This is a genomic window from Corynebacterium pseudopelargi (genome assembly GCF_003814005.1).
Taxonomy (GTDB): domain Bacteria; phylum Actinomycetota; class Actinomycetes; order Mycobacteriales; family Mycobacteriaceae; genus Corynebacterium; species Corynebacterium pseudopelargi.
Genome location: NZ_CP033898.1, coordinates 495,532 through 511,729, shown reverse-complemented (window position 1 = coordinate 511,729; position 16,198 = coordinate 495,532). Strand labels below are relative to the sequence as shown.

Annotated in this window: 10 protein-coding genes and 1 tRNA gene; 2 read left to right on the top strand and 9 right to left on the bottom strand. The window is 59.6% G+C overall.

Annotated elements, in window-relative coordinates:
• Window positions 1–51 precede the first annotated feature (51 nt).
• The 5 genes from CPPEL_RS02400 to CPPEL_RS02380 all read right to left on the bottom strand — a co-directional run bounded on the left by CPPEL_RS02400 (window position 52) and on the right by CPPEL_RS02380 (window position 12,169).
• Window positions 52–9,087: a type I polyketide synthase gene (locus CPPEL_RS02400; RefSeq protein WP_123959641.1), complete on the bottom strand. Its 9,036-nt coding sequence runs from the start codon at window positions 9,085–9,087 to the stop codon at window positions 52–54.
• Window positions 9,088–9,219: 132 nt separating this feature from the next.
• Window positions 9,220–9,489, bottom strand: a complete 270-nt coding sequence (locus tag CPPEL_RS02395) for a hypothetical protein (RefSeq protein WP_123959640.1) — start codon at window positions 9,487–9,489, stop codon at window positions 9,220–9,222.
• A 241-nt stretch (window positions 9,490–9,730) separates the two neighbouring features.
• Entirely contained in the window at window positions 9,731–10,930 is a 1,200-nt protein-coding gene (locus CPPEL_RS02390; protein ID WP_123959639.1) for an aromatic amino acid transport family protein, read from the bottom strand.
• A 193-nt stretch (window positions 10,931–11,123) separates the two neighbouring features.
• The gene (locus CPPEL_RS02385; RefSeq protein ID WP_123959638.1) at window positions 11,124–12,011 is read right to left on the bottom strand and encodes a hypothetical protein; all 888 of its coding nucleotides are present in this window, start codon (window positions 12,009–12,011) and stop codon (window positions 11,124–11,126) included.
• 73 nt (window positions 12,012–12,084) lie between these two features.
• Window positions 12,085–12,169: transfer RNA gene (locus CPPEL_RS02380), tRNA-Leu, on the bottom strand.
• Between the two features lie 121 nt (window positions 12,170–12,290).
• Between CPPEL_RS02380 and CPPEL_RS02375 the strand changes: the two genes are divergently transcribed.
• Together CPPEL_RS02375 and CPPEL_RS02370 are read left to right on the top strand one after the other, a co-directional pair.
• Window positions 12,291–12,710: a hypothetical protein gene (locus CPPEL_RS02375; protein WP_123959637.1), complete on the top strand. Its 420-nt coding sequence runs from the start codon at window positions 12,291–12,293 to the stop codon at window positions 12,708–12,710.
• Window positions 12,711–12,732: 22 nt separating this feature from the next.
• Entirely contained in the window at window positions 12,733–13,086 is a 354-nt protein-coding gene (locus CPPEL_RS02370) for a DUF3817 domain-containing protein (RefSeq protein WP_123959636.1), read from the top strand.
• Between the two features lie 53 nt (window positions 13,087–13,139).
• Here CPPEL_RS02370 and rdgB read toward each other — a convergent pair whose 3' ends face one another.
• From rdgB to murI, 4 genes are all read right to left on the bottom strand, one after another.
• Window positions 13,140–13,754: an RdgB/HAM1 family non-canonical purine NTP pyrophosphatase gene (gene rdgB / locus CPPEL_RS02365; RefSeq protein WP_123959635.1), complete on the bottom strand. Its 615-nt coding sequence runs from the start codon at window positions 13,752–13,754 to the stop codon at window positions 13,140–13,142.
• Window positions 13,755–14,495, bottom strand: coding sequence for a ribonuclease PH (gene rph, locus CPPEL_RS02360; RefSeq protein WP_123959634.1), 741 nt, complete (start codon window positions 14,493–14,495; stop codon window positions 13,755–13,757).
• 52 nt (window positions 14,496–14,547) lie between these two features.
• Window positions 14,548–15,315: an MBL fold metallo-hydrolase gene (locus CPPEL_RS02355; protein ID WP_123959633.1), complete on the bottom strand. Its 768-nt coding sequence runs from the start codon at window positions 15,313–15,315 to the stop codon at window positions 14,548–14,550.
• A 64-nt stretch (window positions 15,316–15,379) separates the two neighbouring features.
• Window positions 15,380–16,183 carry a glutamate racemase gene (gene murI / locus CPPEL_RS02350; protein WP_123959632.1) on the bottom strand — a complete coding sequence of 268 codons (804 nt, stop codon included), beginning with the start codon at window positions 16,181–16,183 and terminating at the stop codon, window positions 15,380–15,382.
• Window positions 16,184–16,198 lie beyond the last annotated feature (15 nt).

The window sequence follows — 16,198 nt, the reverse complement described above, 5'->3', positions numbered from 1 at the left end:
GAAAGGCCCCACCCGGCGGTTGCCTCAAGGTGGGGCCAAAGCATCAAAGGCCTAGTGAGTTCTCAGCACGCCTTCGATCAAGCGGGCTTTTTCATCCAGCAAGATGGCTGCCTCTCGTTCCTTTTGCTGCTTGGCGCTCACATTGCCAAGGTTGCGGTCTTTGGGGCGCTCATACAGCGTTGCTACCCCATACATGCCTTCGAGCACGGTTCTAGCACCCTGGTACAGCCTTGCATGGGCGCGTGAACGCCATTGCTGCAGTGCTTTGTCGCCGCGTTGGGCAAGCAATGCTGCCTCGAAAGCACCAGCGTGCACCACGGCAATCAGCGCAGAGACGTGACCGAAACCAAGTGAGGTAACAAAACCTGCCTTGGGCGCTTGGTGTGAAAGGTCGAGGGGGTGACGCAACCACACCAGGTGCTCATTTTCTGCAAGCACCGGATCCACACAATCCAGGCTCATATTCGCCGGCACCATGCCCGTGGCCAGCACCTGGGTGAGCCCCACGAGCTGGAAGGCCGCTGCCCCACCCTTGGCGTGGCCGGTGAGTGTCTTTTGAGAGATCACATACAGCGGGTTGCCCTCGCTTCGGCCAATGGCACGCGCGATGCGCTCGTGCAGATCGGATTCGTTGGGGTCATTGGCGTTGGTAGACGTATCGTGCTTGCTCACGATCTTTACGTCGTCTGCGCTCACACCTACCTGCTGGAGTGCCCGGGCAAGGCGGGAATCGCTTCCGCCTCGTGCCGCGCCCAGGGCACCGAGGCCTGGGGCAGGGATGGATTGGTGGGCACCATCGGCGAAAGATTCTGCAAAGCCGATCACGCCAAGCACCGGCAGGCCAAGATCTGCTGCCACGGAGCCGCGGGCAAGCAGCACGGTGCCGCCACCTGCGGATTCAACAAAGCCTGCGCGCCGGCGATCATTGGCCCGAGAGAAGTAGCGTTCTTCAATACCCTTGGCTGCGAGTTCATTGGAATCGGCCGTGGCTGCCATATCACCGAATCCGGTGATGCCCTCGATGGAGAGATCATCGTAGCCACCGGCTACCACAAAGTCGGACTTGCCGAGCTTGATCTTATCCACGCCTTCTTCCACCGACACCGCGGCCGTGGCACATGCCGCCACGGGGTGGATCATCTGGCCATAGCCACCCACATAGGACTGCATCACATGTGCTGCCATCACGTTGGGCAGGGCTTCTTGGAGGATGTCGTTTTGGCGAGGTTCAGCCAACATGCCGTCGATATACAAAGAACGCATCGACTGCATGCCGCCAAGCCCCGTGCCCTGGGTAGAAGACACGCGCGCCGGGTGCATGGCTGCCAGAAGCTCTGCTGGGCTAAAGCCTGCGCTGAGGAAGGCATCGACGGTGCACACGATGTTCCATAGCGCCACGCGGTCGAGGTTATCCACCATATCGGCGGGAATGCCGTAGACGGAAGGATCGAAGCCTTCAGGGATCTGGCCGCCCACAAAGCGGCTCATGGCCATGCGCCTTGGTACGCGAACAGCAGAACCCGCTTTGCGCGTCACTACCCATTCGCCAGAGGTTTCGTCGAAAAGCGCGGTGGTGCTTTCCGGTTCTGATTCCACGAAGCTGCGCGCGGCGGCCTCATCGGCGACGTTGAAGCTCAAATCTCGGTCGAGGTAGACATTCGTCAGCTCGGGCGCGAGGTTATCGACCATGCCAAAGTCATTGTGGTAGCGGCGCACACCAACCCGGGCGAGCACCTCATCGTGGAAGCGCTGGTAGATTTCGGCCTCTTCAACCGGTTGATCATCTTGGTCGTACCAGCCGGGCTTCGGGTCCTCATCCCAGTGAATTAGCCCCATGGTCCAGGCCAATTCGGCCACACCCGCAGCAGAAAGGTCACCGTGGAGCTCGGCTTCGAAACGCGTGCGCGCCGAACCCCAAGGCCCGAGCTCGCCTGCTCCAACAATCACCACCATATCTTCGAGCGACTGGCTGACTTGCCCCTGGAAGTCTGGGGCATTGCCGGTGAGCACTTCTGGAAGATTCGGCAGTGCTTGAATCTTTGCTTCTAGCTTTTCGACGTCCCCCTGCTCGCCAAGTTGGGCACGCACCTTTTGGGCAAGCTCAGACAAATTCACATCCGATTGCCCAAGGCCACCTGTGGCATCTACTACTACCGGCGTTTTTGCTGCTTGAGCGCGCACCTCAGGGCTGATCTGCTGCACGAGCTTCTCGGCCATTTCTTGAGTGGAATAGGTTTGCACACCTGCGGCTTCCACGGCCTCGACCAGCGGATCGTTGCCGCCCATGAGCCCTGTGCCACGAACCCAACCGATGTGCATGTGCACCAAGGAGGTGTGGGGCTGCCAGGAGCTTTCTGCATTCCAGCGATTCACCAGCGCATCAAGGGCAGCCTTGGATTCGCCATAGGCACCATCGCCGCCGAAGCGACCACGGTTAGGCGAACCGGGCAGCACCACATGCAGGCGTTCGCCCACGTGCGTGCCGTGGCCGATCCCGCTGAGACCAGCGATGAGGCGTTCGACCGACCAGAGCAAGAGGCGCATCTGTAGCTCAGATTGCGCGCCTGCCTGCATCAGGGAACCAGATACGCGAGGTGCTGCAAATGGGAAGAGCAGCGTGGGCACCAACGCAGGCTTGAGCACCTTGGATGCACCATTGACGGTGACTACCTGCTCAGTACCAATCCATTCCACCAAGGCGTCGAGATCGCTAAAGGAGGAAAGATTAGCCGGCACCACCCACAGCGCGGCCTGGCCTTGGGCTGCGCCACGATAGAGCTGCTTATAAAACTCCAGGCGATCATGGTTGAGCGAAGAGGTGCTCAGCACCACCGTTGCCCCACCGGCGAGCAGGCGTTCAACCACGGCGGTAGCAATGGAGCCAGGTGATGCACCGCTAACAACGGCTACATCATCGGCGTAATCCAGCTTCGAGTGATCGCGGGCCTGCTGCGCTGCCCAATCAAGGCCTAAGTACTCGGCTTGGACAGCCACGATCTCGCCTGCGCCACGGAAGGACACATCGAGTTGCTCGCCTGCTGCAATACGGGAGAGATCCTCTCGGGCACTGGCCCAGCGATCGTCGATGAGCGTGGCTTTCTTGGCATCAAAACTTGGGGCAACTTGGCGCAGCCAATCTGAGCCGAGTTCCTTAGTTACGAGCTCTACTACCGCTGCATCGCCATCGTTCGGGTCGAAGTCATGGCTGGATGCATCGTTGAGGCCAAGGTTTTCCAAGATGGTGCGCGCCGTTGCTGCAAGTACGCCTTGTTCGCCAGTGACCTGCTCGGCAAATGCGCCCAGGGCTGCAGAATCCACCACGCCACCGCCTGCACCACTGCCGCCGGGAAGCGACACCTGCACGCCGTGGGCAGCGGCTACGGTTTTGACGGCTTCGTCGATAAGCGAATCCAGCTCGGAGGCACTCGAAGGCGCGGCTGGGCTTAAGGTGGCAAGATCGCCACCTCGCAGCGACGCGCCCTCGCGGGCACCAAGCACCACTGCCGCAGTAACGTGCTGAACCCAGCCGGGACCTAACTCCCACGTCTGCCCGACGCGCTCGGCAATATACCCAGGGCGCTTGCCGGTAGGGCCGGTGATGCGTCGAAGTGCATCGCTAATGGCATCGCTGAGCACTGGACCAAAGGGGCTATAGCCCTTGGCCATGCGGTTGAGCGTGGCTTTCAGATCCGCTAATTCCGCATCGGCGGCACCATCGATGGCACCAAGGCCAAACTCCACGCCGAGGTCCAAGAGCAACTGGTTTCGGCGAGAAGATACGCCTTCTACCAGCGCCTCGATGGAATCATTGGGCGCCATTTGATCCGGGCGCACCTTCGTCCACAGCGCGATGAGCATCGCCGTTGCTTCTGCAGGGCCAAAGCTGAGATCTTCTGGGCGCGCCGCGCCACTTGGTGCCGCCGGGGCCACCTCGGTGGGCTGCTGGTTTACAGCTTGCACCGCAGCATCTGGCTCGGGGGCAGTGGTGTGTTGCTCTTGCCCAGCCTCCGGGGATTCGCTCACGGCGCGCTGTAATTCATCGGTGGCAAAAACGATGGCGCGATCGCGCTCCACGTTGAGGATCTCAACGTGGGCATCACGGTGCTTTGCAAGCGCCTGGGTTTGAGCAAGCAAGTTAGACAAGGTGGGCGCATTGGCTACGCCAACTTCAACGAAACGCTCGACCCCAAGGCCGCCGGCTGCTTCGGCATCCAGCAGCAGATCTTGGGTTTCAATCCAGCGCACCGGCGAGGCAAATTGCCAGGCCAGCAATTCCACCAGCAGCGTTCTGCCCAGCTTGACGGGGTTGTTGGCCCAGGTATCAAAATCTTCCATGATGCGGTGCAGCACCGGGGCATCCACCACATCGCACATGGCCTGAATGAACTCCTTGCTGAGCTCGAAGGGGCGAGCCACCAAGTTGGGCACATAGTGCCCAACCAGCACATCAAGATCGACGTCTTCGGGGATGAGTTGATCGAGGTGCTCGCGGAAATCATCCACACCATCGAGCAACTGCGTGGAGTGGAAGGGCACATCGATGCCGGGGATCTGGATAAAGGCGCGCGCACCAGGAGCCCGGGATTCAGCATCAGCGGCCAGGGCGCGAAGGCCCTTGGCTGTGCCCGCCACTGCGTACTGTTTGCCTTCGAGGTTGAAGTTCACAATCTCGAGGAATTCGCCCGAGGCTTCGCTGCACTGCTGGACATATTCAAAGACTTCTGAGGCGCTCAAACCCATCTTGTGGGGACGCAACGCGGCAAGGCCATAGTTGGAATTGCCCTCTTCATCGCGCTGCACCAATCGGTGCATGGTAAGCCCACGGCGGTAGACAATTTCCAGTACATTTTCCAAGCTCAACACGCCTGCGAAGGCCGCAAGTGCGTTATATTCGCCCACCGAGTGCCCGGCAAAGAATGCACGTTCTTGCAGCACGCCGGCTTCGCGCATTTCTGCCACCTGCGCAACGCCGAGCGTAGCCATGGCCACCTGAGTAAATTGCGTAAGAAACAGCACTCCCTTGGGGTGGGTGAAAGTTTCTCCTTGCACCCTTACCTCAGTGGGGTTGTGTTCCACGATGTGCAGCACAGAGAAGCCGAGCTGGTTGCGGGTATGCGCATCGGCACGCTCCCACACCTCGCGGGCGGCGGCACTGCGAGCGCGTGCCTCCATGCCCATGCCCTGGTGTTGAATTCCTTGTCCAGGGAAGGCATAGAAGGTGCGTGCCTGAGCCATCACTGCGGTGGCACTGAGCACTACCGTGCCATCGACGGTGGCGGTAACTTCTCGTACTTCCCCACAGCCAGGGCGGGTATCAATGCCACTGCGTTCTACCACAAACTCGATTTCTTGCCCGGGCAGCACGGGGGCAAGCATGGTGGCGGTAAATTCCTTGATCTTGGCAGCCGGGGTGCTCACAGTCTCATCTGCATAGGCGCTCGATGCCACCAGTTCCGCCATGGCGGAGGTCCACATGCCATGCACAATCACACCCGGCAAACCGGCAAGTGCTGCTGCGGTATCTGAGGTGTGGATGGGATTGTGATCACCCGATACTGCCGCAAACGCATGCATGGATTGTGGTGCGCGGAGTATAGCTTGGGCCCTAAATGAGCGCGGTGCATCGGCCACACTGGGAAGCGCCGAGGTATTTGTTCTAGCGACATCGGAGCCGCGGCGTCCACGAATGGCCATGCGCTCTGAGAGTTTGGCGCATAGCGTTTCATCCACGAAAAGCTCCGCGCGAATCAGCACGAGGCGCCCAATGGTGGTGTCGTGTACTTCTTCCGCGCGTGCCTGAATCTCAATATGCGATCCTGGGTGCACGATACGGTCGTCGAGCATGGTGATGTGGTGCTCGAGGTGCACCAGGTTGAGCATGCCCTCTACTGCGCGCGCTGCGTCGTTGCCGGGGACGCGAGCAGCCGCAACTGTTGCGAAAATCGCAGGCCAGGCTTTGCCCACCAGCACATCGGGGGCTACACCTGCCGCGGTGATGCCTGCGGGCAGGTGGGATTCAGTGACATTGCGGTAATCGGCAATATCGGTTGCTGAAAGCTCGGCTTGCCAATTGGCGCTGACCACGCCGTCGTTCAAGCTGACCTTTGGTAGCTGCCCGCCTGCGGCGATGCGGCACAGCTCATCCATGGCGGCTTCTGCATCTTCGCGGCTGAGCAACGGCGCGCCGCCAGGAACAGGATTGAGCGTCAACGGCAAGGTAAGCGCCGCGGATGCGTTCAGGGGCACATCTAAGGCCGCCCGTTCAGGCCCGGTGAGACGCAGCACCGCGCCACTTGCAGGGTGGGTGGCTTCTTCTTTGCCAAGATGCCACTGTTCGACGCCACCAAGGCGGTGCACAGGGTTGGTGCTGATCCTGCCTGCCCAGGAAATATCCGGGGCTTGGATAAAGGCCTCGAGCGCTGAGTCTTGGGAGGCTTCTTGGCCTTCAAGCCTTTGTTGGGTGGCCTGGATGAAGCGGGCAAAGAGTTCTGCTACCGGCTCATTGGCTCGATCAATGCCGGCCACGGCCTCGATGCCGGGGATAATTGCTACTTGATCGGCGCTATAGCGCTCATCGTGGGATTGCCACAGGGAGTCTGAGCGCCACCAACGGCGCACATCTTGATCAATCACGGGCACAAAATTCACCGGCTTGCCGGGGGTGCGTGCTAATTGCAAGAACCATGCCACATCTGCTGGGTGCAGCTGCTGTGAGGCAGCACCCGGGTAGTGCTCGAGCAGGGACTTGAGGCTGGCGTGTGGATCATCCACATCGAAGGTGACCTGGGCATCAAATTCCCCGTGATCCTGGGGGTGCAGGCGTGCCTCGGTGCGTTCGAGCATCTTGGCAAAGCGATCAGCCCAGCTTTGATCGGTCCACTTGCCTTGGTAGGGACCTGATAATTCCAGGTAGCGTTCCAGCCACTGCTGGTAGGTCATCGCGTGGACGTCGCCAAAGTAGGGTTTGGCAGTTTTGGCAATGGCTTCAATGATCTCTTCGCGCTGTTGCTCCACTGCTTCTGCATCGCCGGCAACCTGGTCCAGTAGGCGCCCGGCGCGGGCGAAGGAATTATCAATCTCGTGGATATCGGCACCGAGTTGGGAGCGCCCTGAAGCCATGCCGGATGCAGCACCTCCTGCTGGCACCCACTGGCTTGAGCCGGGGGTTTCTACCAGCAGTTGCTTGACGGCTTCAGAGGTCGTTGCTTCTTTGGTGGCCATCGCTGCGGTGCCAACGAGGATGCCGTCTACGGGCATATCTGGCAGCCCGTAGCGCCTGGCCCAACTGCCGGTGAGATAATCGGCGGCGCGTTCTGGGGTGCCGATGCCGCCGCCAACACACAAGATGGCATTGTCATGGGCGCGGATATCGTCATAGGAACCGATGAGCAGCTCGTCTAGGTCTTCCCAGGAGTGGTGCCCGCCGGCTTTTCCGCCTTCGACGTGCATGATGATCGGCACGTCGGGCACATCGGCGGCGATGGCCAAGACCTTGCGAATATGCTTCAGCGCACCTGGTTTGAAGGCGATCCAGGGGAAGCCCTCGGCGCGCAATTCGCGCACTAGCGCTACGGCATCATCGTGTTCTGGCAGGCCAGCGGTAATGACAATGCCGTCGATGGGGGCACCGTTTTTCCTGGCCTTTGGCACGAGGCGTTTGCCACCGATCTGCATCTTCCACAGATAGGGATCGAGGAACATCGAGTTGAATTGGGCATTCACGCCCGGCTCGAGCAAGGAGCTGAGCTTTTCAATATTGGCTTCGAGGATCTCGGGGGTCACTTGCCCACCACCAGCCAATTCGGCCCAGTGCCCAGCATTGGCTGCGGCTGCCACGATGCCGGGATCCACGGTGGTAGGTGTCATGCCGGCCAGCAAGATGGGGCTGCGGCCGGTGGTGTTGGTGAACTTTGTGGCGATTCGCACGCTGCCGTCTACTGCGCGATGAAGTTTCGGGGCGAAGGCACTATATGGCACGGGAAGTGCTGGGGCTTGGCCGGCGTCGAAAAGCTTTGCTTGTCCGGCTTGGGTAGCAACGGCGAGGCTGGCTGCCCCACTGCCTTTGAGAATTTGGGCGCTGAGCGCGCTCACGCCTTCGGCTGGGCCTACGTCGAGGAACCAGCGCGCACCACCTTCAAGCTGGGCGTGGATCTGCGCGGGCCAGTCCACGGGGTTGAGCATCACGGCCTCTGCTGCTTGTCGGGCAAGCGCGGAATCGATACCGGCTGCTGATGCCCAGGCCACGACCTGCTCTACGCCTTCTGCCATGAGCGGGTGGTGGAAGCCGACTTCGATGGGCAGGGCTTGGATCTTTGGCGAAAATGCGCTGCCGCCGCGGAGCTTTTGCTCAATTTCTGCCTGGGAGCGTTTGGCTTGGGCCTGGAGGTGTTCGACCACTCGCTGGTTATCTTGGGGACGGCCGACCAGAACGTAGCTATTGGCAGTATTTCGCAACCCGATCACGGGGCGTTGGGATGGCTCGATGTGTTCACAGGATGCCTCGATGGCCTGCTGCAGTTGCTCCTTGCTGATTCCTGCGATGGAGATCATGGGGGCGAGCTCGCCTTGGCGGAGCAGGCCACAGATGTGGGCATGCCGGCTGATCGCTGCGCCGATGAGTTCAGCGACTGCGAGCACTTCGGCGGCATTGGAAAGATCATCCACGGCGAGTTTGCCCAGCACGCCCTGGGAGTGGCCGATCACGCCTTGTGCTGCATCGATATCGAGGCCTTGGCGTTCCAGCACATCAAGGGTGGCAAGTTGTGCCACCAAAATGCCGGGCACGCTCAGCGCTGCGGCATTCGGGTCTTGGGGTGCAAGCTCTGCTTGCTTGGCCCAGTCCAAGGGGGCAAAGCCGAAGGGGCGGGTGCCGATGATCTGGTCTGCAACGTTGGTGAGTTTTTCGGCTGCTGCCGACACGATGGGTTCGATGGTGCGGGTAGCGCCTTGTGCCAGAGCCTCGCGCAGCGTTTCCAACCAGTCCACGCCTTGGCCTGCAAATACGAGGGCGAAGGGGGTATCGCTTAGTGTTGAGACCAAACGGGGGGCATCGTGGGCGGTGTTGGCTGCGAGTTTATGGTCGTTCACCAGCAAATACTCCTGTAGTGATGGGTGGCGCTTTCTCGAGTTTAGAGCCGTTGTGGCGAAGCTAAGCTCAACAAAGCACCCAAAGTACGTTTGTTTAGGAATACAAATATGCCATAAAAGGTGAGGGTTTTGTCATATTTCGCCCCCGGCCGGGTCAGCATCTTTCTTGCACAACCGAGAATCCTGCTGGAAAATTCCCTCGTCGTCTCCCCTCGCATCAGCGCCAGAATCCTGCGCAAGCTGCGAAAACACGAAATCTGAGGCTCGCTCAACTGCCTCAGATGCATCTTCTACCCCCTGGGCGGCGCAACCATATTCAAAATCGAGCTCGCCAAAGGTGGACTCCACATCCGGCACATCGCGCGTTGCCACATAGGCGTCGAATACCCGAGAAATACTCATGGCTCATACTCTAGCGACCCACCCCCGATTCACCGTTTTAACAGCCGAAAGGCGGGCTGCACACACAGCCCGCCTCAAGCGAAATCCACATCACATACTTAAGCCCCTTCACACACCAGCAGCTACAAGCACCGGCCGCTGCCAAACGGCAAACAGCAAGCAGCCAACACCAAACAGCAAGCAGCCAGCACGGGACCCAAGTGCTGCTCAGGCGCTACTCAGGCCTAGAGCACTGCAGTTACTACCAGCCCTTAGGCAGTAACTGCAGCAGTGAACCAAGGGAATAGCACAGCGCGATCGCACCTTCGAGCAGCAACAGGCCCTGGATGATCCGCGAGCCCTGCCAGGTCACTTTCCACACAGGTTCCTGATCACCATTGGCGCGCGCCTTGCGCAGCAAGAGCACCGGCACTGTGGTCATAATTGCTCCGGCAAACCCGCCGGCGTAGCCCAGCGCATCGGCAAATCCGCCAAGGTTGAGCAGCGCGATAACAAAGGGAGGGATCACCACCACGCCAAGGCTGAGCCAACGCAAAGGGCCGTGCTCATCCCAGCGCCCAATATCAATCACGTTGCGCATCGCCGTGTAGCCAATGGCGATAAAGGAGGTGAACATGGCCAAAAGCGCGAAGATATTGGCCGCGTAGTAGGCCACAGGGCCTAGCGCCTCACCCCAAGAAACGGTCACGACCTCGGAGACGTTCTTGCCCAGGAACCCGAGGGCAGCAAAAGGCACCAGCGAGATAACCAGGCCAGTCACACCCATGCCGGCGGTGATGGTTTTGGGCACCACGCTTGGGTTGGAGTGATCGAGGCCTCGGGCAAGTTCAGGCACGATGTACTGGGCCATGAAGGTGAAAATAGCCAGGTTCACAATCGGGATGATGAAAAATGGGTGCAGCACCAGCAGGTTTTCAAAGTTGATGCCAGGGCCGAGAATCGTCCAGAAGCAGAGCACGAAAATGATCGTGGCCATACCAGCGGTGATCATTGCTTCTACCCAACCGGTGGCGTGGAGGCCTTTGAACATCACAAACGAGCCGAGGGCGAAAAAGACCACGGAGCCAAGCAGCGGCGGAATACCTAAGAGGTTGTGCAGGATCAATCCCGAACCCGAGGCGTATGCGGTAAGTGCTCCGATCGCATTGATCATCACCGCTGCAAAGACCAGCCAGCGCCCCAGGCCTCCGAGGTAGCGTTCTGCAAGACCAGCCAATTGCAGGGGCTTGGAGGTGCGCAAGGAAACTTCGGCGATATAGAGCATGGCGATGGTGGTGAGCGTTCCCGCCAGCAGTAGCGCGATAATTAGCGCTAAGAAGCCACCGTTTCTTGCCGCATAGGGCAAGCTCAAAATGCCTGCACCGATATTGGTGCCAAAAATGAGTGCGACGCCCTGCCCCATGCTGAGCGTTGGGCTTTGTCGCTGTTGGGTTGCCGTCATCGTGCAGCGTATCCCTTTCCATCCATGGTTGTGATTCAGATAACCAAGGTGAAAATTACTGCACAGCCACGCTTTCTAGGAAACTCACCCACGCAACACCTACTCCGAGCCACCCCCGGCGCGCCGGGCTCCCCCACAGCCAGCGAACACACCCAGCGAACACAGCCCCCACAGCCTGCGAACACGCTCCCCCTCAAGCACGAAGCCGCTTGAGCACCTGCTTATACGCACCTCGGCCATTGACGGAATCGAGCGCACTTTGGCTGAGCACCAAACCGGGGTGTTGCATCAAGGTCAGCGATTTCGGCTTCTTGCCAAACTTGTGCTGCAGCTTGGGCACCATCTCGTACCACTCTTGTTGGCGCCTGCTTACGATCACCAATGGTGGGTGCTTTTCCTGCTTGGCGCGCTTGAGGCCGAGTTTTACTAGCGCTTGTTGGTAGCGCTGGCTTGGCAGCCACTGCCCGTCTTGGTGCGCAAACGCCTCCCGGGAGTAATCCACTGCGTAGGGGAAGAGGTTGATCAGCATGAAGTTCTTATATAGCTTGGCCGCGATTTCTTCTCGGACCTGATCGCTTGCGTGATTAAAGCCTTCTTCGCCCATGCGCTGTGCCAGATCATTGAGCAGCGGGCTGAGCATTCCGCCTTGGGCGCGCTGGGTTTTGCCCGATTCGCTTTCCTCTTCTTCTACCCTGCGCACTCCGAGTAAGGGCTGCGCCCCTGGTAGTTCGAGGGTGTCGAGGCTTTTGGCGTAATAGAATCCGCCTTTGAGCCCGCCGGAGTTGAGGTTTTTGCGGTAGGCCTTCTGCCAGGTTTCGTTGGCCAGTGCCTCGCCATTTGCCAGCACCGTGGGGTGTGAGGCGAGCATGATCACGGTTGCCGAGTAGATATTGCCGGCAAAAGGCTCCGGTGGCACGCTTAAGTCTGCCCGGGCGGTGGAGCCTTCGGGCAAGTCGGCGTGGAAGGCATCGAGTGCTTCTGCATCGCTTTGGCTATAGAACGCTTCGCGTTTGTGCCAGTCGGCGTCTTTGCTGCCATCGAGCTGGAAGAGGTCGGACCAGGGGTTGCGCACTTTTGCCATAGCAACCAGTGTAGATGGAAAAAACCGCCGTCTCAGCCTGAAATTTCTTTCAAGCGTAAACGGCGGTGCTGTGTGGTGCGCCCGGAGAGACTTGAACTCTCACGTCCTAAGACACTGGAACCTAAATCCAGCGCGTCTGCCAATTCCGCCACGGGCGCAAGTACAACTGCGATGTTGTTGCTCGTTGGCATGGTACACCCTTGAGCCCTCAATGCACCAAATGGCCACACCAACCTTTGTTGCACATGGCCAACCACCGAAAGGGTAGACTCTGCAGCCGTGAGCACCGAGAAACCTAGCCCTACCGATTCTGCGCAGCCGCGTCGATTTCGCGTGCGGCTTTGGCACATCCTTTTTCTCATCCTCGCCGTGATCGCTACCCTTTCGCTGGCCTGGTGGCAATGGACTCGCTTCCAGTCGGGCTCTGGCACCTTCCAAAACCTTGGCTACGCTCTGCAATGGCCGTTCTTTGGTGCCTTTTTTGTGTATGCCTACCGGAAGTTCGTCGAGTTCGAGAACCAAAAACTTGCCTCCGATGAGGAGCTTTTCGACGCCACCGCGCAGCCCACTTCCAGCGACACCCCACAGACGATCACCGAGATCGATCAATCCTTCCTCCCCCAGCGCGAACAGCTCAGCGTGGAGGAGTTTAATCAGCTCCAGCAGCCGCGACGCCGCCGCCGCGGTGAAGATCGCTAAAACCACATTGCCGAGGAATTTCATGACGAACACTCCCCAAGTCCATCCCGAACGCCAAGCTCGCGTGCGCAAGGCGCTCAATCTCTTTTCCGTCGCCGCCTGGGTCACAGGTGTTTGGCTGCTGATCCTGTGCGGGCGCATGGTGCTCGAATACCTCGTTGGTATTGATATGCCCAGTTGGACTCGCCTGATTGGCCAGCTCCACGGCCTGTTCTACATGCTCTACCTGGTGGCCACCCTAAACCTCGGCACCAAGGCCCGCTGGGAGCCCACCAAGTGGCTGATCACCGCCTTGGCCGGCACCATCCCCTTCCTCTCATTTTTTGTTGAGCACTGGCGCCGCCAAGAAGTCAAAGCACAATTCCAGCTTTCTTAAGCCAGCAAGCACAAAGCCCGCCTTTTTACCGGCGGGCTTTTGCTTTTTCTTGCTTAGACCAGGGACTGGATAATTGGCACAAGCTGGGCCAATGCACGCCCGCGGTGCGAGATCGCGTTTTTCTCCTCGGGGCTAAGCTCAGCGGCGCTGCGTTTGGTTCCAGCGGCGTCTTCTTCTGCCGGAACAAAGAGCGGATCATAGCCAAAGCCATGCTCACCCTGGGGTGCGCTGAGCAAACGGCCAGGCCAGCGACCTTCCACCACATGCTCGGTGCCATCTGGGGTCACGAGTGCGCACACCGAGATAAAGGCGGCACCTCGGCGGCTTTCTGGTACATGCGCCATCTGCCCCAGCAGCAGCTCGTTATTGGCTTGGTCATCTCCGTGTCCACCACTCCACCTGGCAGAAAGCACACCCGGCATGCCATTGAGTTCTTCGACGGCGATACCGGAATCATCGGCCACCGTCACAAGCCCCGTGTGGCGGGCACCGGCGCGCGCCTTAATCAAGGCATTATCGCTGAAGGTGCGCCCGTCTTCTACGGGCTCTTCATAGGCCGGCACATCGCTTAAGGCTAGAACCTCAACGCCTTGGATACCGGCTTGATCCACAATGGCTTGCAGCTCGCGTAGTTTCTTGGCGTTATTGGAGGCAAGCAGCACCTGCATTTAGCGCAACTCCCCTGCCAAGGCGGCCTTTTGGGCGGCGATGAGCTCGCGGCAGCCCTTTTCTGCATAGTCCAACAGGGCGTTGAGCTGTTCGCGATCAAAGGTGTTGTGTTCGCCGGTGCCCTGGATTTCTACGAATTTCCCCGACTCGGTCATAATCACGTTCATGTCCACATCGGCACGCGAATCTTCCTCATAGGGCAGATCGAGGCAAACGTGGCCGTCGATAAGCCCAACAGACACCGCAGCAACCGGGGGCAGCAGGGGCTCGCCTGGAACCACGCCTTCTGCCTTGAGGTGCGCGATGGCGTCGGCAAGCGCAACATAGGCACCGGTGATGGAGGCGGTGCGCGTGCCACCATCGGCCTGCAGCACATCGCAGTCGATATTGATGGTGTTTTCGCCAAGCTGCGAAAGATCCACGGCCGCCCTTAAAGAACGCCCAACCAGGCGGGAGATCTCGTGGGTGCGGCCTTTGACCTTGCCGGCCATCGATTCGCGGCGCATGCGGTCATGGGTGGCGGCGGGAAGCATGGAGTATTCGGCGGTCAGCCACCCCTCGCCGGAATCCTTTTTAAAGCGCGGCACGCCCAGCTCAACGCTGGCGGTACACATCACGCGGGTATTGCCGTATTCGATCAGCACGCTGCCCGCCGGATTGGTGGTAAAGCCACGGGTGATCTTTACAGGACGCATCTGATCAAGGGCGCGCCCATCGGCACGCGAGAAAGTTTCACTCATAGCTTCCAAGCGTACCCGGCGCCCCAATGCACTACCCCAAGGTGGCAACGTTCTAGCAGTCGATCTCCATGCCGGAATAGGAAACCTCTACAGGCCCTGAGAATTCTTCCCTGGCGGCAGCCAAAGCGGCCTCCGGGTCACCCCACGGCGGAATATGCACCAACACCAGCCGCTTTACCCCGGCCTCGCGTGCTATGCGCCCAGCCTCCGCGCCGGATAAATGCATATCGGGTGCTTTGCCCTCGCTACTTGCGCCCCAAGTGGCCTCGCATAAGAGCACGTCCGCATCGCGGGCACATTCGATCAGCTCGCTGGTCCAGGCGGTATCACCCGAATAGGCCAGCACGGCGCCAGTGCGGTGTTCCTCAATGCGCAAGGCATAGGTTTCCACCGGGTGGATCATGGGATAAGGAGTGATATTGACCGAGCCGAGGATCTCCGTTTGATGCGCCTTCCAGGCACTAAAGGCGAAGGTATCAGACATATCATCGATCTGATCTGGCTCATCGGCGCTTAAACGCCCGAGGTGATCAAAGGTAGCTGCAGGGCCAAACAGCAGGTTGCGCCCGGCCGCTGGAGCCTGCGGGTGGTAACGCCGCCATACCATGAGCGAGGGGAAATCCAGGCAGTGATCGGCATGGAGGTGAGAAAACACCACATGGGCATCGTTGGGGTCGTGGTGGCGCTGGAGTTGGCCGAGTACCCCAGGGCCGAGATCCATCAGCACACCCGCGCCAGTTGATGGAAGGATGAGGTAGCCAGAGGCTGGGTTCTCAGGCGCGCCAACGCTACCCGAGCTACCAAGAACGATCACCTTCATACTGGCAACTTTGCCACGGTGGGCACACAAATATAAAACCAATGCGCCTGCAACGTTGAAGGAATCACGTTGTGGCGATGCGTTCCACGTTGCTCACATGCGGGCCTAAAAAGCGCGTAGCTAATTGGGCGAAGGTGTCTGGATCACCGGTGGAATGGAAGTGATGGGCAGGTGTGTGCTGCTCACCGGCGAGCATATCGGCATCGCTGAGCACCCTCAGCACATCTTTGGCCGTCTCCTCGGCAGAAGACACTAAGGTGACGTGATCGCCCATGGCCAATTGGATCACGCCAGTAAGCAGCGGGTAGTGGGTACAGCCCAGCACGAGCGTATCTACGCCTGCGGCCTGCAAGGGTTCGAGATAGCCCTGTGCCACACCCAGGATCTGCCTGCCGGCAGTAATGCCGCGTTCCACGAAGCTGACAAAGCTGGGGCATGCAGCAGCCGTGACCTCTACCGAGGGGCTGGCAGCAAATAGTTCTTGATAGGCACCAGAGTTGATCGTGCCCTCGGTGCCGATCACGCCCACTTTGCCATTGCGGGTGGTAGCCACTGCTCGGCGAACAGCCGGCAAAATCACCCCAAGCACCGGCACGTCATAGCGTTCGCGGAGGTCTCGAAGAGCCGCTGAGGTGGCGGTGTTGCAGGCGATCACGATCATCTTCACGCCGCGTTCCATCAGCTCATCTCCAATAGCGATGGAGCGTTGCCGCACCTCGGCTATGGGTTTAGGGCCGTATGGGGCAAAGGCGGTATCGCCGATATAGTGCACGGATTCATGCGGGAGCTGCTCCATAATGGTGCGCGCCACGGTGAGCCCGCCAAGGCCGGAATCAAAAATGCCGATGGGTGAGGATGGGTCTGGCATACCTGGCAGTGTATC